22 protein-coding genes and 1 tRNA gene are annotated in these 17,143 nt (G+C 51.8%); 22 read left to right on the forward strand and 1 reads right to left on the reverse strand.

Translation table 11 applies throughout. The annotated features are described in order from the left end of the window. The 19 genes from RBH76_11775 (at position 1) to RBH76_11865 (ending at position 13,519) form a co-directional block, all read left to right on the forward strand. On the forward strand, positions 1-1,125 hold the full coding sequence (locus RBH76_11775) for a phage major capsid protein (protein ID WMJ83400.1): 1,125 nt from the start codon (positions 1-3) through the stop codon (positions 1,123-1,125). Positions 1,126-1,141: 16 nt separating this feature from the next. Continuing rightward, positions 1,142-1,411, forward strand: coding sequence for a DNA-packaging protein (locus RBH76_11780; GenBank protein ID WMJ83401.1), 270 nt, complete (start codon positions 1,142-1,144; stop codon positions 1,409-1,411). Next, positions 1,398-1,697, forward strand: a complete 300-nt coding sequence (locus RBH76_11785) for a phage head closure protein (GenBank protein WMJ83402.1) — start codon at positions 1,398-1,400, stop codon at positions 1,695-1,697. Before RBH76_11780 ends, RBH76_11785 begins: the two co-directional genes overlap by 14 nt. Continuing rightward, positions 1,697-2,182, forward strand: a complete 486-nt coding sequence (locus RBH76_11790; GenBank protein WMJ83403.1) for a hypothetical protein — start codon at positions 1,697-1,699, stop codon at positions 2,180-2,182. Before RBH76_11785 ends, RBH76_11790 begins: the two co-directional genes overlap by 1 nt. Continuing rightward, positions 2,166-2,534, forward strand: coding sequence for a hypothetical protein (locus RBH76_11795; protein ID WMJ83404.1), 369 nt, complete (start codon positions 2,166-2,168; stop codon positions 2,532-2,534). The genes RBH76_11790 and RBH76_11795 overlap by 17 nt, the downstream gene beginning before the upstream one ends. Next, positions 2,531-3,127: a hypothetical protein gene (locus tag RBH76_11800; protein ID WMJ83405.1), complete on the forward strand. Its 597-nt coding sequence runs from the start codon at positions 2,531-2,533 to the stop codon at positions 3,125-3,127. Before RBH76_11795 ends, RBH76_11800 begins: the two co-directional genes overlap by 4 nt. Beyond that, a complete protein-coding gene (locus RBH76_11805) occupies positions 3,124-3,498 on the forward strand; it encodes a hypothetical protein (GenBank protein WMJ83406.1) in 375 nt (124 codons plus the stop codon). The genes RBH76_11800 and RBH76_11805 overlap by 4 nt, the downstream gene beginning before the upstream one ends. Positions 3,499-3,506: 8 nt before the next feature. After that, on the forward strand, positions 3,507-3,713 hold the full coding sequence (locus tag RBH76_11810; GenBank protein WMJ83407.1) for a hypothetical protein: 207 nt from the start codon (positions 3,507-3,509) through the stop codon (positions 3,711-3,713). 4 nt (positions 3,714-3,717) lie between these two features. Then, entirely contained in the window at positions 3,718-5,370 is a 1,653-nt protein-coding gene (locus RBH76_11815; protein WMJ83408.1) for a hypothetical protein, read from the forward strand. Then, positions 5,370-5,912, forward strand: a complete 543-nt coding sequence (locus RBH76_11820) for a phage tail family protein (protein ID WMJ83409.1) — start codon at positions 5,370-5,372, stop codon at positions 5,910-5,912. The genes RBH76_11815 and RBH76_11820 overlap by 1 nt, the downstream gene beginning before the upstream one ends. Position 5,913: 1 nt before the next feature. Further along, complete coding sequence (locus RBH76_11825) at positions 5,914-6,309, forward strand: hypothetical protein (GenBank protein ID WMJ83410.1); 396 nt, start codon at positions 5,914-5,916, stop codon at positions 6,307-6,309. 12 nt (positions 6,310-6,321) lie between these two features. Further along, on the forward strand, positions 6,322-6,849 hold the full coding sequence (locus RBH76_11830; GenBank protein ID WMJ83411.1) for a phage tail family protein: 528 nt from the start codon (positions 6,322-6,324) through the stop codon (positions 6,847-6,849). A gap of 1 nt (position 6,850) precedes the next feature. Then, positions 6,851-8,617 carry a phage tail spike protein gene (locus RBH76_11835; GenBank protein ID WMJ83412.1) on the forward strand — a complete coding sequence of 589 codons (1,767 nt, stop codon included), beginning with the start codon at positions 6,851-6,853 and terminating at the stop codon, positions 8,615-8,617. Then, positions 8,618-9,934, forward strand: a complete 1,317-nt coding sequence (locus RBH76_11840; GenBank protein ID WMJ83413.1) for a hypothetical protein — start codon at positions 8,618-8,620, stop codon at positions 9,932-9,934. 16 nt (positions 9,935-9,950) lie between these two features. Beyond that, positions 9,951-10,484 carry a hypothetical protein gene (locus RBH76_11845; GenBank protein WMJ83414.1) on the forward strand — a complete coding sequence of 178 codons (534 nt, stop codon included), beginning with the start codon at positions 9,951-9,953 and terminating at the stop codon, positions 10,482-10,484. Next, the gene (locus RBH76_11850; protein WMJ83415.1) at positions 10,433-10,888 is read left to right on the forward strand and encodes a hypothetical protein; all 456 of its coding nucleotides are present in this window, start codon (positions 10,433-10,435) and stop codon (positions 10,886-10,888) included. The genes RBH76_11845 and RBH76_11850 overlap by 52 nt, the downstream gene beginning before the upstream one ends. Positions 10,889-10,944: 56 nt before the next feature. Then, positions 10,945-11,394 (forward strand): phage holin family protein, encoded by a 450-nt coding sequence (locus tag RBH76_11855; GenBank protein ID WMJ83416.1) that lies wholly within the window; start codon positions 10,945-10,947, stop codon positions 11,392-11,394. A gap of 3 nt (positions 11,395-11,397) precedes the next feature. Then, the gene (locus tag RBH76_11860; GenBank protein WMJ83417.1) at positions 11,398-12,204 is read left to right on the forward strand and encodes a glycoside hydrolase family 25 protein; all 807 of its coding nucleotides are present in this window, start codon (positions 11,398-11,400) and stop codon (positions 12,202-12,204) included. Positions 12,205-12,391: 187 nt separating this feature from the next. Further along, positions 12,392-13,519, forward strand: coding sequence for an acyltransferase (locus RBH76_11865; GenBank protein ID WMJ83418.1), 1,128 nt, complete (start codon positions 12,392-12,394; stop codon positions 13,517-13,519). A 139-nt stretch (positions 13,520-13,658) separates the two neighbouring features. Here the strand turns inward: RBH76_11865 and RBH76_11870 are convergent. Further along, positions 13,659-13,745: transfer RNA gene (locus RBH76_11870), tRNA-Leu, on the reverse strand. Between the two features lie 114 nt (positions 13,746-13,859). Here RBH76_11870 and RBH76_11875 point away from each other — a divergent pair. From RBH76_11875 to RBH76_11885, 3 genes are all read left to right on the forward strand, one after another. Next, entirely contained in the window at positions 13,860-14,801 is a 942-nt protein-coding gene (locus RBH76_11875) for a hypothetical protein (protein WMJ83419.1), read from the forward strand. A 118-nt stretch (positions 14,802-14,919) separates the two neighbouring features. Beyond that, positions 14,920-15,915 carry a hypothetical protein gene (locus RBH76_11880; GenBank protein WMJ83420.1) on the forward strand — a complete coding sequence of 332 codons (996 nt, stop codon included), beginning with the start codon at positions 14,920-14,922 and terminating at the stop codon, positions 15,913-15,915. Between the two features lie 95 nt (positions 15,916-16,010). Then, the gene (locus tag RBH76_11885) at positions 16,011-17,048 is read left to right on the forward strand and encodes a hypothetical protein (GenBank protein ID WMJ83421.1); all 1,038 of its coding nucleotides are present in this window, start codon (positions 16,011-16,013) and stop codon (positions 17,046-17,048) included. The last annotated feature ends 95 nt before the right edge of the window (positions 17,049-17,143 follow it).

A 17,143-nucleotide genomic window follows, 5' to 3' on the forward strand; every position in this document is an offset into this window, starting at 1 on the left:
ATGAAAAAGAGAATCAAGGACATCGAAGCTCGCCTTTCGGCCATCAAGGGCGAGGCGGCAAAGGACGACGCGGATATCGACGCGCTGACCAAGGAGGCGGGCGACCTGCAGGAAGAGCGCACGGGACTGCTTAACCAGATCGAGAAGCGCCAGAAGCTGCTCGACAGCATTTCTAACGGCAGCGAGGGGCAGATCACCCGCATTTTTGACGATGGCTCCGAGCCGCGCAAGTATACCGCCGAATCGCCTGAATACCGCAGCGCGTTTTTTAAAAACCTGCTGGGCAAAGAGCTGGCCACCGAGGAACGCGCTGCTTTCACCCACCTGACCACCAACACCGCCGCCGTTCTGCCGACCACGACCCTGAACCAGATTTGGGACTTGGTGAGCGGGCAGCACAGCATCATGAAGGATATTAAGGTGCTGAAAACCGGCACCGTTATCAAGGTCGCCAAGCATGTTTCTATCTTGCAGGGTAAGGCTAAGAAGGTCGCAGAGGGCGTTGCCAACGACGACGAGCAGAACGAATTTATCGACGTCACCCTGACCGGCAACGACTTCTCCAAGCACATCAATGTTTCCTATGCAATGGCGCAAATGAGCATTGACGCGCTGGAGGCGTATCTGGTCAGCGAGCTTTCCGAGCAGCTGGGCGAGGCGATGGCAGACGACGCCGTCGCGACTATTATCACGGGTATTAACGCGGCCAACAAGGTCGAGACAGCGGCAGTGGCAACCGTCACCTACAAGGAGCTGGCGGGCGTATTCGGCAAGCTTAAGCGGGCGCGTGACATCAAGGTTTATGTCACCAATGCCACCCTTTACAACCGTCTGGTTGCCATGACTGACGACACCGGGCGACCGATTTTCCAGTCCAACATGCAGGACGGTGCCAAGGGGGCGCTGCTGGGCGGCCTGATCCGCATCGAGGATTCAGTCGGTGACGACAAGATCCTGATCGGCGACCCGAACCGTGTGCTGTTCAACATGGTGCAGGACATCATGATCGAGCGGGATAAGGACATCAAGAACCATGTTTATACTTACGCCGGGTATGCCAGAGGCGAGGGCGCGCTGATGGATGATAAGTCCTTTGCGCTGCTGACTGTAAAGCCCACCGTCTAACGGGGGGTAGAAGCAAATGCTAGAAGCGGTCAAATTAGCGCTGCGGATTACCACCAAATATTTTGACGCCGAGTTAAACGACCTGATTGCTGCCGCGCAGGCCGATTTGACGCTGTGCGGCGTGACTGTTGTCGGGAAAGAGAGCGACCCGCTGATAAAGCGGGCCGCTGTGCTTTACTGCAAGGCGCATTTTGGTGCGGACGATAACGCCGGGCGCTATCAGCAGTCCTATGACATGCTGAAAGGCTCGTTGATGATTGCGGGGGATTATCGTGCTGGATCGTGACATTGTTATAACGCTGATCGGTGGTGCGCCTGCTGTCAACGCGGCGGGCGATGCCATCCCCGGGAGCGAGCGCACCGACATAATCGCGCGGATTCGCTCAATTGGACAGTCTGAATTTTATCAGGCGCAGGCGCTGGGACAAAAGCCGGAGATCAAAGCCGTCATATGGGCGGCGGAGTACGGCGACCAGCGGCAGGCCGAGATCGGCGGGCGGGTGTACCGCATTAACCGGACTTTTCAAAATGGCGACCACATGGAACTGGTCTGTCAGTCGGGGGTGGGTTAATGGCCATTCCTTCACCTGTAAAGTTTAAAAAGGGGCAGGTCGAGCTTGTTTCCAGCGTTGACCGCGCCAGCTATACCCTGACCGAGTTAACCCGCGCGGCCTTAAAAGATACCGGGCGGTTAATCCTCATGCGCTGCGCGCGAAAGCTGCGGGCGCTGCCGGGCGGCTCAAAGTATATGAACAAAAAGCGCACCGGAAAATTCCAGTATTGGGTGCGCAAGCAGGAAAACGACCTAATTGTCGGCATCCATAATCTGCAGCGAGGCGCGTATGGTAATGCCTGGTATGGCGAGCTGCAGGAGCTGGGCACATCCAACCAGCCGCGCCGCGAGATTCTGCAATCCACGGTGCGCGAGAGCATCGAGGACATCCGGAAGATTCAGGGCGCGTACCTGTCGGCCATTGAGGACGATATGCGCGCGCAGGAGTTAATCAACGAGAACGAGGAAATCGGGGAGGCGGGCGACGGTGACACAGGAACTTAAAATCATTATCCGGGCGCTGCTGCTGGAACTTTGCCCGAACGTCTTTTATGAGGACGCGCCGCCCGAAAAGCTGTTCCCGCACATTGTGTTTGATCTCAACTGCTTTTTCAGTGGTAACAGATGGGACTATTCTCTGGAACTCAATGTTTGGGACAAGTCGAACGACACGGCAACGGTCGAGGCGCTGGCCGACGCCTGCACCAAGGCGCTGGATCACCGCGATGGACTGACCGACACGCTGCAATATCGCATTTATCGCGCGACGCGCAACAAGGTGGAAGACCCCGACAAAGAAGTGCGACGTCGGCGGCTGACTTTTGAACTTTATGCTTACGAAAGGAGCAACATATGAGCAAAACATATAGCGGTTTTACTGCTAAGACCTCGGAACGTCTGCTTTTAGACGCCGGGGCCTTTTTTAAAAACTTTGATGCCGCGACCGATACCTTTGAAACGGCGGTGACTGCCGGAAAGCTAATCGGTGCGACGCGCGGCGGCGGTGAATTTAAGGCAGCGCCCACTATCCGCCGCATTGAGGTGGACGGCGTCAAGGGTGCGGCCAAGGGTCTGGAGGCTATCGACGAGTGGGCCGTCACGCTGATGGCGAACGTCCTTGAATTGTCGGAGGACACGTTGAAACTGGCGCTTGTTTCGGTGGATGTGGACACCACGACCAACACCAATTACAACATTCTTTCAGCGCGCAACTACTTCGATTTGGCGGACTATATCGAGAATGTCACATGGGTGGGCAAGCTCTCGGGCAGCGGCAATCCGGTGATTATTCAGGTATTGAACGCGATTAACACCAACGGTCTGACCGCCACCATGCAGGATAAAAACGAGGGCGTCGTGCAGATGATTTTCACCGGGCATTACGATCAGGCGAGCCTTGACAGCCCACCGTTTAAGATTTTCTACCCGAAAGCGGGGGCTAGTGCATGAGAAAGTTGACCACACAGGACGTTTTTGTAGCGCTGCGGATTGTATCCGATTTGCAGCTTAAAGACGAGGTGCAGACCCTTGCGAAGCTGGCCAATGACAAGGAACTTTCCCGTGATGAAATTGGCGCGCAGGCATTTATGAAGGTGTTGGATCTGTTTGTTTCTAAAAAGGCAGAGGGGCGCGTTTATGAATTTCTAGCCGGGCCGTTTGAAATGACACCCGAACAGGTGCGCGATTTGGAACTCATGGTGCTGGCGAATAACCTGCAGTTGATGGCGGAGGAGAACAACATCGCCGGTTTTTTTACGTTGCTGGGCGGCTTGACTACACCGAAGCCCTCGACCTCGTCCTTTGCCGCTATCGCGAAGTAGCATTCATCATGGCGATGCCGTCCGGGGACGGGCTGCGGCTGATCCGCCATGCCATGCAGCAGCAGGAAGAGGATTTTCTACGCCAGCGTTGGGTGGCAGGGTATCAGCATATACCATTTGAGGAATTCAAGCGTGGCCTTTCGGCGCGGGCGGACACCCGAAAAGAAGCGGATATTTTAGAAGACGTTAAGTCTATTTTGAGTATGGCGAGGTGATGCTGTGGAACTTTTTAAACTGTTTGGCACAATTCTGGTCGATAACAAAGAGGCGCTTAACAGCATCAGCCAGACCGACGGCAAAGCTAGAGGGTTGATGGATTCGGTCGGCGGCGGAATTAAAGCCGTTGCGGGTGCGGCGGTGGCGGTGGGTGCCGCCACCGCTGCCGGAGCGACCGCTATTTATGGCATGGCGACCAAGGCCGCCGAAGCAACCGACACCATCGACAAAATGAGCCAAAAGATCGGTGTCTCGCGCACCGCCTATCAGGAACTGGACTTCGTGCTATCTCAGAGCGGCACGTCGGTCGATAAAATGCAGTCGGGCATGAAGTCGCTAACCACAGCAATTGATGGCGTCAGCACTGGCAACAAGGCAGCTGTTGAGAACTTTCAAAAACTCGGTGTGTCCGCGACAGATGCCAATGGCAAACTGCGCAATCAGGAGGACGTGCTTTTTGATACCATCGACGCATTTCAGAAGATGGAGGACGGCACCGAAAAGGCCCGTCTCGCACAGGAACTTTTTGGGCGAAGCGGCACCGAGCTGATGCCGTTGTTAAACGGGCAGGCGGGAAGCATGGAGGAAATGCGAAAGCAAGCGCATGAGCTAGGGCTTGTTATTGCGGACGATGCGGTTGATGCCGGTGTAAAGTTTACCGATACGATAGACCAGATGAAGCGCTCTTTCGGCGCCGCCGCAACACAGGTGGGCGTCAAGCTGATGCCTATTATTCAGCAGGCGGCAAACTGGGTTATTGCGAATATGCCCATGATTCAGAAGGTTGTGGGCAAGGTCTTTGACATCATCGGGTCAGGCGTTTCGGTAGTCGTGGACTTTATCGCGCAGCTCATTGCGGCATGGGCTGAGTGGGCGGCAAGCAACCAAGAAACGATAGACACCGTTATGGCGGCACTTACTTCTCTTTGGGAGTGGGTGCAGGAGCTGGCGGCGACCGTTTTAGAAGTGATTAAGGCTTTTATGGATGCAATGAGCGCCTTTTGGAAAGCCCACGGCGGCGAGATCATTGCGATTGTCAAACCGCTATGGGATGGTATTAAGCTTATCATTGACACGGCCCTCAATATTATCATGGCGCTGTTCCGGGCTTTCGCCGCCCTGTTCAAAGGGGACTGGTCGGGCTTTTGGGCGGAGATTAAAGCCCTGCTGAAATCCTTATGGGACGGCATTGTTAAGCTGGTGCCGCTATTGCTGCAAGCATTCATCAAAGCTTTTGAGCTGGGGTTTTTGCTGCTGTTTGACGTCGGTAAAAGTCTGTTCAACGCACTATGGGATGGTCTAAAAAGTGTGTGGGAAGGCATTGTCAGCTGGGTGAGTGAAAAAGTTTCTTGGCTGGCCGACAAGCTCGCATTCTGGCGCAGCGGAAAGTCTCAAATGAGCGAGGGCGACGACATCGACGGCAGCCATGCAACCGGCCTTTCTTATGTGCCGTATGACGGTTATATCGCCGAGCTTCACGAGGGTGAGCGGGTGCTGACCGCCGCCCAAGCGCGCGGCTATGGGCAGGAGGGCGGCGTCAATATTGAAAAGCTTGCCGACACCATCATCGTGCGGGAAGAGGCCGACATCGACAAGATTGCAACGGCGTTGCATCGGAAAATCCAACGTGAAAAGCGCGGAAGGGGGTTGCGTTAATGGTCAATGGTTTTACATTCAGGGGTGAAAGCGCCTCGTCAAAGGGGATCATAGTGCAGCGGATCACGAATCTACTAAAACCGGCCAAGCGGGTGAACCTGCTGACCATTGCCGGGCGCAACGGTGTGACGCGGCAGACCGACGGCACCTATGCCGAGCGGCAGATTCTCATGGACTGCATACTCATTGAGCACAACCGCGCCGCGCTGCAGCTGAAAGTGGAGGCCATCGCCAAGTGGCTTTCCACTTCCGGCGAGCTGGTGATTCTTTCAACGCCCGGCCGCATTTATGACATGTCACCAGATGGGGAGATTGTGCTGTCGCCCAACCAGTCAACACAGTCCTTTCAAATTGCATTCTCGGGCTTTCCGTTTGCGTTGAGCCAGCCCAATATGGCGGACTTCATCATCAACAGCAACGAACAAAACGCGCAGGTTGCGGTCAGCGGCACCGCTGATACACCTTGCGTGATCCGCATCAAAAATACCGGTACCAGCCCGATTTATAACATTCAGATCGGGCACCGGAAGGAGGTCAATTGATATGCCTGCAAGCAACTATTTACAGCGGCAATCCCTCAACGCGTTTTTGCGCGGGACTGTGCCGACCATTCCAAGCACCTGCTATCTCGCGCTTTATACCACCAACCCCGGGGCGAGCGATTCGGGCACCGAGGTCAACGGCGTAGGCTATGAGCGGCCGCCGGTGACATTTTCCGCCGCCACATCGAGCGGGACATCTTCGTCGGTATCAAACTCGGCGGCTGTGACGTTTCTCGAGGCGGGCGGCTCTTGGGGGCGTGTGGCGTATCTCGGCATTCGCGACGCCGCGACGGGCGGCAATCTGCTGTATTACGGCGCGTTAAGTACGGCGCTGGATGTGCTGGCCGGGACAACGCCTAAATTTGAGGCGGGGACGCTGACGGTATTCCTTGAATAAGGGGGCGGGGCAATGATCCGCTTTAACAGGGGCAAGTTTAATGTTTCGGGCGGGGACACCACAAGCTTTATTTGCGATGTGCGCGCGTTGCATAGGGTTGAGGCTCGTATGTCCACACTGGTGAAGCTGGAGCGCACGGCACTTTCGGCGGCGCATGGCGTGACCGGCAGGATGTCGGCGACGCTGGCCGCTCGCTGTTCGATGCAGTCGGCATTCTCAGGCGTGGCAAGGCCAAAATATATGGTCAATATGGGCACGGCGCAAATTGCCGCGCAGTTTTCGCTATCAACCCCGGCGCTGCGCACTACCGCCTATGATTACATCGACCTGAAAGGCATTCAGCTACTGCCCGGCGAAACGCTGGAGATTGACACCGAGAACATGACGGTGACGATCAACGGCAAAAATGCGGTGCAGCACTGGCAGCTGGGCAGCAAGTTTTTTGAGCTGGCACCCGGCGAGAACACGTTTATCTATTACGACACCGCATCTACGCGAAAGGCGGCGCTTACGGTGACATGGCGCGACAGGTGGTTGTGATATGGTGACGACGATCTATGACCATAAAACAGGGCAGCGGCTCTGCTTTCTGCAAAATGCTTTTGACATTGAATATTCAATAAACCTAAACGGCCTGCACACGGCGCGGTTTTCCCTCCCAGCGGAGGACGAAAAAAACGCCTATTGTACGCCGTTTAATTATGTGGAGCTGTTCGACGGCGACGAAAGGGTCGAGCTGTTTCGCATCATGCCGTATACTTTCACCCGAACGGCGGACACTCACGCCTACACCTACGAGTGCGAGCATGTGCTGGCGGTGTTGATGGACGATGTGCTGTTCGGATGGCATGAGCTGGGCAACATGGCCACGCCGCAGATCATGCGCTATGTCCTCGACCGGCAGGTCGTGACGCGGTGGCAGCTCGGGCGGTGTGATTTCACTGACCTTTATCAGTATGCGTGGGAGAATGAAAACCTGCTGTCGGCGCTCTTATCTATTCCGGCGTCGTTCGCGGCGGCATATCGCTGGACGTTTGACACGACCGTGACCCCGTGGGTGCTGAATCTCATTCGTGCCGACGAGGCTTTCAGTGGAAAGGAAATCCGATACCGCAAAAACATGTCGGAGATCACCAAGACGGTGGACGCCACCAACCTAACGACCCGGCTTTACTGCCTCGGGTACGGGGAGGGGGACAACCAGCTGACCATTGGCAGCCCGCCGTATCTGGATGCCGACACCATCGACCGCTATGGCATTATTTCAAAAATTTATGTCGACCGCAGCCAGCAGACCCGTGAAAGTCTGCGTGCGGCGGGGCGGGCTGTGCTGGAGGCAACCAAGGAGCCGTATGTCAGCTATATGGTGCAGGCGACCGACAAAGCGGCGGCCATCGGCGAGATGGTGCGGGTGATCGACGACGAGGACGGCATCGAATTTTACGCTGTCGTGGCTGCGGTCACGGTGTCACAGGACAATGTGACGGTGCAGATCGCCAACAAGGTGCAGGATGTGGCGGCGACGATTGCCGACCTTTCCGACCGGCAGCGGATCGCCGACCTCTACGCGCAAGGGGCGACCAACATTGATTCCCACGATTTCGCCGACAACTGCGACGCCTCTAATCCGGCAACGCTGCGATTTTATATTCCTGCCGAGGCGGTGCGGATCAACGCGGTGAAGCTGACCTATTCCTTCCTGCCGTTTCGCTCATTTTCAAAGGGTGTCGCGAGCGGGGGCGGCAGCAGCGTGACCTCAAAGTCGGGCGGCGGGCGGAGTGCCACTTCCGACGCAGGCGGTGGGGACAGTGTGACGAGCGAATCGGGCGGCAGGGCGACGGTGTCCTATTCCCCGACCTACAATTCGGTGTCGTCGAGCTATCCGAAATATGACGACGGCGAGGGTATCGAAGAGCATTACCACACGGTGGGAACGGGGACAATGGCGCATTCGCACACCGTCCCGGGTCATACACATAAGGTAGCGATACCGGATCACCGGCATTCTTTCGATATTCCATCCCACACCCACAAGGTGGATGTTCCGACGCACACGCACGACATGCAGCACGGTATTTTTACCGGCACCAAGGCCAGCGCGGCGACCATAAAGGTAGACGGACGCGCCATTCCGGCGACTGCTGACACCGAGCTGGATATCGTGCAATATCTCGCCACCGACAACGCGGGGAAGATCACCCGGTCGGCGTGGCATTCTATCGAGATTATACCCAACCTGCTGACCCGCATAGAGGCGTCGGTCATGGTGCAGGTTTTCATCAATTCTCGCGGCAAGGGGGATTATTAAATGCAAACGATGTACCCGGCTTTTGTAAACAGCCCGGAAACGGTGACGCTCGGCGCGATTTCGCCGACCGACACCACCGTGACGGTGCAGGACATTACCAAAATACCGGTGCCGCCGAACCTTTTGGTGATCGGCGGCGACAGGCCCGACGCCGAGACGGTACTGCTGACGGCGGTGTCTGGCTCGACGCTGACCATTCAGCGCGCGGTGAACGGTACCGCCCGGACGTGGGCGGACAGAACGACCATCGCGCGAAATTTCACGGCCTACGACCACGACGCTTTCAAGGCGAATATTGAGAAACTGAACACCGGTAAGCTGAACACTGACGGCAACGGCTCGAATGTGACGGCGGACTTTACACAGGCATCGTCAAAATTGAACATTTCCAGCGGTGAAAAGCTGTCGGTGATCTTCGGCAAGCTCATGAAGTGGTACGCAAGTTTCGGCGCGGCGGCGTGGATGTGTACCGGCACCACATCCGGCACCGTGGCGCTGGGCAACCACAACCACACAGCGGCGGCGGTGGGCGCTGTTCCGACCACGCGGAAGGTGAACGGCAAGGCGCTTTCTGCTGATGTGACGCTGACTGCGCCAGACGTAGACGCACGGCCTAATGACTGGTTACCAACGACTGGCGAGATAGGGGCCGCACCTGATTTCATGAGAAGCAGCCGCACCATATACGTAGCAACTACGGGGAGCGACATTACTGGCGATGGCACAAGTGCAAATCCGTACGCAACTATAAGCAAGGCCGTAAGCATGCTAACGCCTGTGTCTGCGGGCAACTATAACACCACCATCAATATAGCTACCGGGACATACACAGAGAATATTTTGATTGCAAATATCAGTAATGTTGTAACGTTAAGCCCATCTGGGAGTACCACGATAAACGGAACACTGACCATATCAGGAGCGCAAATTGTTCTCGGTAATAATCTTACGATAAATGCTACGTCTGCGTCTGCTATATTGGTGAATGTTAACAGAGGCGGAACATTTAACCTTGACAATAAAACGCTGATATTAACTAATACCAGTGGCCTGTCAGGGGTTATTGGAGTATTAGCCGAGTTAGGCGGCAACATGAACACCGCTGTTGCAAGCGGAACAATAAGCATCACAGACATGACCAATGCTGCTATTGCAGCAAACGGAACAGGTCGTGTTTATGCCAATACCATTATGGGGAACGGGAACGGAATTGGCATTAGAGCGTGGGGAGGAATTATAACATATGGGACTTTGCAAAGCGGATTTTCAACAACAGAAGTCTCAAAGACACGCGGAGGTCAAGCATATACTGGCTAAAAAAGGGGGATAAAACATGAAAATGACAGCATATGGAGCACAATTTGAGTGTGCCAAAGCCGTTAAGGGAGACAGGGATATATATCTGTTTGACAGTGGCGGCAACTGCATCGCTAGCTTTGAAGGCATATCCGATTTTTCTTGTTATGCCATCAGCGGCGGGGAATGGTCAGAAAGATCATTGAATGAAATCAAATCTTCCAAAATTTCCGCCAGCAAAACACAGCTCGCAGAGTATTTAGAAACCCACCCGCTTACATACACCGACGGCAAGCAATACAGCGTCACCGCCGAGAAGCAAAGCCTACTGACCTCGGCACTGGCACGGCACCAGATTGCCACCGCCGCAGGCGTGACCACCGCGCTAAAGTGGAACGCCACCGGAGAAGAATGCACTGTTTGGGAACATGCCGAACTCGCGGCGCTGGCCTTGGCGATTGCCGCCTACGTCGAGCCGCTTGTTGCTCAGCAGCAAGCCGCAGAGGTTGCAATCAGCGCTTGCACCACCGTTCAGCAGGTCGAGGCGATAACCATCGCCTACGGCTCATGAAGCGCTCAAGCGCCCTTTTTTTAGCAGGCGGGGCGCTGTATTACCTGTTTGAAACGGCTTGGCGCGGGTATAGCCACTGGACAATGTTTGCTCTCGGCGGGCTATGCTTTGTACTGGTGGGCGGGCTGAATAACTATTTGCCGTGGGAAATGTCGCTGCTAAAGCAAATGCTGCTTGGCGGGCTGATTATTACGCTTGGCGAACTGCTAACCGGCATCGTCGTCAACCTCTGGCTGGGCTGGCATGTGTGGGATTATTCCGCGCTGCTGGGCAACCTGTGGGGGCAAATCTGCCCACAGTATAGTTTCCTGTGGGTGGTGCTATCCGGGCCGATAATCATACTGGATGATATACTGCGCTGGAAGTGGTACGGCGACAAAATGCCGTCGTACAGACTAATATAAAAAAGAATCCCCGCTGCTGAAAAGTGGCGGGGATTTGATATGAAAGGAAAGTGTCTATGAAAACAAATGAGGTCAAAGGAATATTTATCGCGATATTTACGGTCATTAACGCATGGTTGGGAACGCTGGCTCCGCTGGTCTATCTGCTGCTGATTTTGCAGATTACCGATTATATTACCGGCGTGACTGCGGCACCCTATCGCGGTGAGACGCGCAACAGCGACAAGGGCTTTCGTGGGATTGCAAAAAAGCTGTGCATGCTGGTGCTGGTCGGCCTTGGTATGGCGCTTGACTGGCTGCTGATTTTCGCCGCTGCAACGCTCGGTATGGTGTCGCCGGTCAAATGCCTGTTTGCTGCGCTGGTAGCAATCTGGTTGGTTGCCAATGAAATTCTTAGTATTCTGGAGAACATCGGCGACATTGGCGTGAAGTCGCCCGCATTCCTGCTGCCTATGGTCAAGTGGGTGCAGCAGCAGGCCGAAGAAAAAGGCAAGTCGGGGGTGTAGTGAATGAAAGGCATAGATGTTTCACATTATCAGGGCGTGATTGACTGGGCAAAGGTCAAAGCTGCAGGTTATGAATTCGCCATGATAAAGGCCACCTATGGTTGGGACAATGACAAGCAGATTGACCCGAAAATGATGGCGAATATCGCCGGATGTGAGGCCGTGGGCCTGCCGTATGGCTTCTATCATTATTCCTATGCCGAAAGCCCGGAGGATGCCGTCAAAGAGGCAGAGTTCTTCCTGCGGCATATTGCGCCGTACAAGCCCACCATGCCGGTGGCGTTTGACTTTGAGGAACCGTTCCAGATTGGTGGCACTGATAAGAAGGGCGTAAAGCATGTGGGGTACAGTCTGGACAAGCAGCTTTCAATTATCGAGGCATTTTTGGGTGCTATTGAAAAGGCCGGTTACTTCGGCATGATTTACATGAGTGCCTATTACCTGCAAAAGCTGTACGATTACGCACCGGCACGCGTGTCGAAGTTCGCGGCGTGGGTGGCTCAGTACGCCAGCGCCTGCACCTATTCCGGCAAGGTTGGTATTTGGCAGAACAGCGTAATTGGCTCTTATGGTACGCTTGGCAAGGATTATTTTACCCATGGGGCCGTTTTGGGCGTGAGTACAAACTGCGATGTAAATATCGGATATGTGGATTACCCGAGCATTATCAAGGGTGCGGGTTTAAACGGCTGGGATAAGGAGTCCGTGCCGGGCGATACCCATTTTGCTGAGTTTGACACCGACCCGGACTATAAAGCTCTGTATGAGGGGATTATCGCCCAGTTGCAGGCGCTGGTCAATGGAAAATAAAGCTTATTAAAATGTGACAAATGAGCCTCCTGATTTTTTTCAGGAGGCTCATTTTATTATATAAGAATATGTATTAACATAAACAATTAGAGTATAACCTATGGAGTAACGTCTAGTTTTGCCCCTATCTTTTCAACTAATTTTCTTGTATAATATTGTATATAAAGGTAATTAATTGGAGGAAATCATGAAGCCTAAAATTGAGCAATTTAACTTGTTACGAATATCTATGGCATTTTTCATTCTAATATTTCATTTGGTCTTACATTTCAAAGTCGTCTTTCCTGAAGGAATGGGATTAAATTCTTTTTTTCGTATGGGCAATATACTAATGGTTGGATTTTTTATGTTATCAGGGTTTGTGTTATATTATACTTATCATGATAAAGAGATATTAAATAGATCATCACTAAAAAATTTTTATATAAAGCGTTTTATCGGAATTTATCCTGTTTATCTATTTTTTGTTATTTATATTTATGTAACGAAGTATGGCTTTTTTAAAACACCATTACAAACATACTTGGCTCTCCCTTTAGAATTATTGGGACTTCAAAGCTTATTTCCTCAGTTTGCCAATAATCTTGGAAATGGAGGTTCTTGGTTTGTATCGGTCATTTTTTTATTATACTTAATATTCCCTTTTCTGTGTTTTTATATTAGGAATATTTTAAAGAAGGCTAATTTTGCTCTATTGTTTTTATATTTAATCTCTGTCTATTTTTCTGTGCTACAAGCGCAATTCGGAATTTATTTGTTTTTCAACCCAATTAATAGGATTCCGGAATTTTTAATAGGGATGATATTGGCAAAGATTTATATTGAGAATCAAAAAAGAGAGAAAAAATTCAAAAATTATAGAATTATTATTACAATTGCATTATATTATGTTGCAATAAATTATTTATATAATTTAACTTTATTCGAATGGTTGAAATTTAGTAAAAGCCCTATTTATTTTAATGTTATAAATATCCCTGCTCTTGCGTTAATTATCTATCAACTGGCCTATATTGATAACAAATTTATAATATCTATATCGAAAAATAAAAGCATTCAATATTTAAGTGATTTGACCTTCACATTTTATGTCACGCAGTCAATTGCATTGCGCTTGGGCAGATACGTAAGAGCGAAAGCATATTTTGGCACTACAAATACTTCTTATTTTAAATTTTTTATAATTGTTTTTATTTCTAATTTAATTTTTGCTGTTATTACTCACGAGTTGCTGGAGAAACCATCAAAAAAATATTTTAATGAATTGTTTAAAAGGTCTATCTCTAATAGTCATGCATCAGTTCATAACAATTAAAACATCGCATAAAAGCAACAAGGTAACTGTTAAAGTTAACTTTTCAAAGAGAAAGCCGGAGGCGTTAAACCTCCGGCTTTCTGCATTACGTATCAAATTTTGTTAATAGTAATAAAAACCCATCTGATACGTACAAGGATGGTGCCGCTGACCGGGATCGAACCGGTACGGTATTTCTACCGAGGGATTTTAAGTCCCTTGCGTCTGCCTGTTCCGCCACAGCGGCTGATAAAAAATCGCTTATTTATTTTACAATAGGAGGCGGGAGATGTCAACTGTAAGGTTGAAATAATGCTGGGGGTATCCTATAATATAGTAAACAGAAAAGGGGGTGGCGGCTGTGAAAAGAATAGTTTTTTGGTTAGCGGCGTTGCTTACAGCGTTGCTTTGCGTTGTTTGTGCAATGGCAGAGGAGGCGGCCGTCGCCGTCATTGACGGCACACAGGTTTTTGTGGCAGAGGCCGGCGGTGAACCTTGTCAGATAGAAAGCGGTGGAGAAAGCCTGCGAACGGTGGTCCGGCCAGGGTCGACCATCTATTTTTCGATTGCTAATGCCACCCGAGCTGAGGATCTCAACGGTCTGCGGGTGGTGGTGGACTGGAGCAAGGGCGGAGAGTTGACCGAAATGCCACGAATAGAATATCGCCGGATGATGGACGAAACGGGCGAGACGTCGCTGGGATTTCGGTATGTGGCAGCGGTGGATATACTGGATACCGCCGACATTAAGCCGCACACGCTGCGCGGTTATATCAAGATCGCCAAGCGCGCCAATGCGTCGGCGCCGAAAGTTTCGCTGACCATTCTTGTGCGTCAGGATGGCCGTGAGGATACCGACCGAATAGTGGCTTGTACCCAGAAAAAACTGATACTGGAGTTTAGCCGCGCTGAAGAAATGGTGCAGATTGCATTTTATGACAGGGGATTTTTTGAGGTGAACGTAACCGGGCAAGGCCCGCTGAATGTGGGGTGTAGCACCGAGCCGGTCACCGATATTGCCGAGCGCTACCCCGGTGCAACGCTGAAGTTTTTAACCTGGGGGAATCGGCCGTTTTTTAACCGCTCCGGTAAACTGGTTCTTTATGCCGGGCCGGGTTCGTTTTTGTATGCCCTGAATGGTAACAGACTGGTCGAACTCTCCGAAGGCTACTCTGAGCAGGAGGGCGGCTTTGTAGTGATCACCCGTCGGTTAGAGGGTTTTGTTATTTCAGACAGACCGCTCGACCCTGCGGCTGTGCCGGTTCCCCAGCCGAATCCGCCAACGGGCGCGCACGATAAATAAGAAAATATTGGGTTTATATGCAGTAAATTCTTAGGGTGCGAACACTTGTAAAGTATAACACCTAATGTTAAAATGGTATTGTATGAGGAAAAATATAGTCAAACAGGAGGATTTTTTCATGAAAAAACTTTTTTGCACCGTGCTGGCACTGGCTATGATTGTTGCAGCGGCACCGGTCGCACTCGCAAAGAATGTAACGGACTACGATGAGGGCGATGTGTACATCAAGGACGATGATTACTATGATGACGGCCCCCAGAGCACAATTGCGCCTGGAAGCTCAGGTTATGTTTATCTTTGCCCTTATGAGGACGGCAAGACAACCGGCCCTAAGAGCGTCCGCATAGATGATATGGAGGTTCTCGATTCGGACAACGGCAAACCTGTGAAGCTGATCTCGGTTGACAGATCGGCCTCGCGCCTCAAAGTAAACAGCGACGAAAGAGCTTGGTTTGTCAAGATCAGCGTCAAATCGGTCAGCTCATCGAGCTACCCCGATGATGGCTTCGACATCGACACGCTGACGCTGGAGTATACTTATGACGGCGACAAGTACGAGGATGTTCAGGTTAATCTCGACTCCATCGAATATGATGAGGCCGACGACGAGTTTGAAGAAGACGAGAAGATGTTCACTTATGAGAAGGACGATGACGTTGACATCGATTTGCCCGACAGCGCAGGCATCTTCACCGGCACTGCTCGCAAGGATTTTGACGTTGTTGCCGCCATGGACACCGACGTTGACAACTCGTTGCTCAACAAATACCCTAGCGCTGATATCCGCTTCTTTAACGGCAATGGTGCGACCTTCCCCGTAACCGGCGGTAAGATGACCATCTACGCTGACAGCGGCGACTACCTCTATGAGGTTTCGGGCAACAAGCTGACCGACCGCAGCAGCACCTGGGTCAGCAGCAAGAATGCGTTTGTGATTTCGACCACCAAGATCGGCAAATATATCGTTTCAGATACCAAGCTGTCGGCCAAGTCGGATTCCAACAGCACCGGCAGTTCCAGCAGCTCTTCTTCAAAGTCGAGCGAATATATCGGTTCTACGCCGCTGCCCAGCAATCCTGTGGTAACCAACCCGCAGACCGGCGCCAGCGCCTAAAGTTTTGTGGCCTTTTAGGGGGTGTTGCAAAATGTGCTGCATTTTGCGGCATCCCCTTTTGACATTGACAATCTTGCATCGGGAGGATTTATGACATGAAGAAGCTGTTTGCCGTACTGCTGATATTTGCAACGCTGGCGGCGCTGAACATCTGTACATTTGCCGCCTCACGTGGCGCTGCCTATATTGAGGATAACGGATACTACGATGAGCGGGTGGATCAGTCGACACCCGGCGGCACCGTTTACATTGCACTGGCCGAGGCAACAAATAAAGATAATGACTATAAAATCTCCAACAGTATGGTTCCGACCACAGCAAAAATCACATCGGTTAAAACCAAGGGCTTTATTGACGATAAGGACTATAAGCTGATTAAAACCGGTAGTCTGGACATTGAAAAGCTGGATGTAGAAGACGGTAGCGAATGGTATTTTGCTGTGTTGGAGATCAAGGATATTGACGTAGAAGATTATCCCGAGGACGGGTTTTCGGTCTATGGTACCATTAAGGTCACCCGCAAGAGCGGCAGCACCTTTACGATAGATCTTGAAGATACACTGGATCGCATCCGATTTGACGAGGCGGAAGATGAGGACGAGCTGGCTAAACAGGCACAGCTTTACTCCTTTAAAAGCAACACCGAGTTCGAGCTTGAATTCCCCAACGGAAACGGACGCTTTTCTGGCAGAACTAGGGGCTCGCTAGACGTGCTTGCAGCGATGAGCCACGCCAAGATTTCAGCTATCACTCGGCTTGAGAGAAGTGCTGATATGACTTTTTATATCGGCAATAACGCTGAGTTCTCTAACATTAGAGACGGGCAGTTGATTATTGAAGCCGATAATGGCAATTATCTTTATAAAATCGGCGACAGAAACAAGCTGACCAATATGAGTAACACCTATGACGAGGATGAAGACGCTTTTGTGATCGATACCAATGTACTGGGCAAGTATGTTGTCTCGGACGAGCGGTTGCCCACGAGCGGGACCTCTTCCGATGACGACGAAGATGACGAAGATGACGAAGATGACGAAGATGACACCTACATTTATCGTGGTGACGACGAAGACGACACCCCCTATGTATCGGTACCGCTGATTAACCCGTCGACGGGTGCAGCGGTATAAGCAGGAGGCAAATCAGGCGTTTCGCTAGTACAAACGCGTTTTTGCTTTGGTGGGTATAGATGAATATGGAGAGCCGCAGGAGCACTTTGTTTCCT

This window comes from Oscillospiraceae bacterium MB24-C1, assembly GCA_030913685.1.
GTDB lineage: Bacteria > Bacillota > Clostridia > Oscillospirales > Ruminococcaceae > Yanshouia.

Excerpts from the sequence above, each read along its gene's own strand:
- RBH76_11800 (WMJ83405.1), top strand. The coding sequence starts at position 2,531 with ATGAGCAAAACATATAGCGGTTTTACTGCTAAGACCTCGGAACGTCTG.
- RBH76_11860 (WMJ83417.1), top strand. The coding sequence starts at position 11,398 with ATGAAAGGCATAGATGTTTCACATTATCAGGGCGTGATTGACTGGGCA.
- RBH76_11880 (WMJ83420.1), top strand. The coding sequence starts at position 14,920 with ATGAAAAAACTTTTTTGCACCGTGCTGGCACTGGCTATGATTGTTGCA.
- RBH76_11835 (WMJ83412.1), top strand. The coding sequence starts at position 6,851 with ATGGTGACGACGATCTATGACCATAAAACAGGGCAGCGGCTCTGCTTT.
- RBH76_11865 (WMJ83418.1), top strand. The coding sequence starts at position 12,392 with ATGAAGCCTAAAATTGAGCAATTTAACTTGTTACGAATATCTATGGCA.
- RBH76_11780 (WMJ83401.1), top strand. The coding sequence starts at position 1,142 with ATGCTAGAAGCGGTCAAATTAGCGCTGCGGATTACCACCAAATATTTT.
- RBH76_11820 (WMJ83409.1), top strand. The coding sequence starts at position 5,370 with ATGGTCAATGGTTTTACATTCAGGGGTGAAAGCGCCTCGTCAAAGGGG.
- RBH76_11775 (WMJ83400.1), top strand. The coding sequence starts at position 1 with ATGAAAAAGAGAATCAAGGACATCGAAGCTCGCCTTTCGGCCATCAAG.
- RBH76_11790 (WMJ83403.1), top strand. The coding sequence starts at position 1,697 with ATGGCCATTCCTTCACCTGTAAAGTTTAAAAAGGGGCAGGTCGAGCTT.
- RBH76_11840 (WMJ83413.1), top strand. The coding sequence starts at position 8,618 with ATGCAAACGATGTACCCGGCTTTTGTAAACAGCCCGGAAACGGTGACG.
- RBH76_11805 (WMJ83406.1), top strand. The coding sequence starts at position 3,124 with ATGAGAAAGTTGACCACACAGGACGTTTTTGTAGCGCTGCGGATTGTA.
- RBH76_11855 (WMJ83416.1), top strand. The coding sequence starts at position 10,945 with ATGAAAACAAATGAGGTCAAAGGAATATTTATCGCGATATTTACGGTC.
- RBH76_11810 (WMJ83407.1), top strand. The coding sequence starts at position 3,507 with ATGGCGATGCCGTCCGGGGACGGGCTGCGGCTGATCCGCCATGCCATG.
- RBH76_11885 (WMJ83421.1), top strand. The coding sequence starts at position 16,011 with ATGAAGAAGCTGTTTGCCGTACTGCTGATATTTGCAACGCTGGCGGCG.
- RBH76_11830 (WMJ83411.1), top strand. The coding sequence starts at position 6,322 with ATGATCCGCTTTAACAGGGGCAAGTTTAATGTTTCGGGCGGGGACACC.
- RBH76_11845 (WMJ83414.1), top strand. The coding sequence starts at position 9,951 with ATGAAAATGACAGCATATGGAGCACAATTTGAGTGTGCCAAAGCCGTT.
- RBH76_11825 (WMJ83410.1), top strand. The coding sequence starts at position 5,914 with ATGCCTGCAAGCAACTATTTACAGCGGCAATCCCTCAACGCGTTTTTG.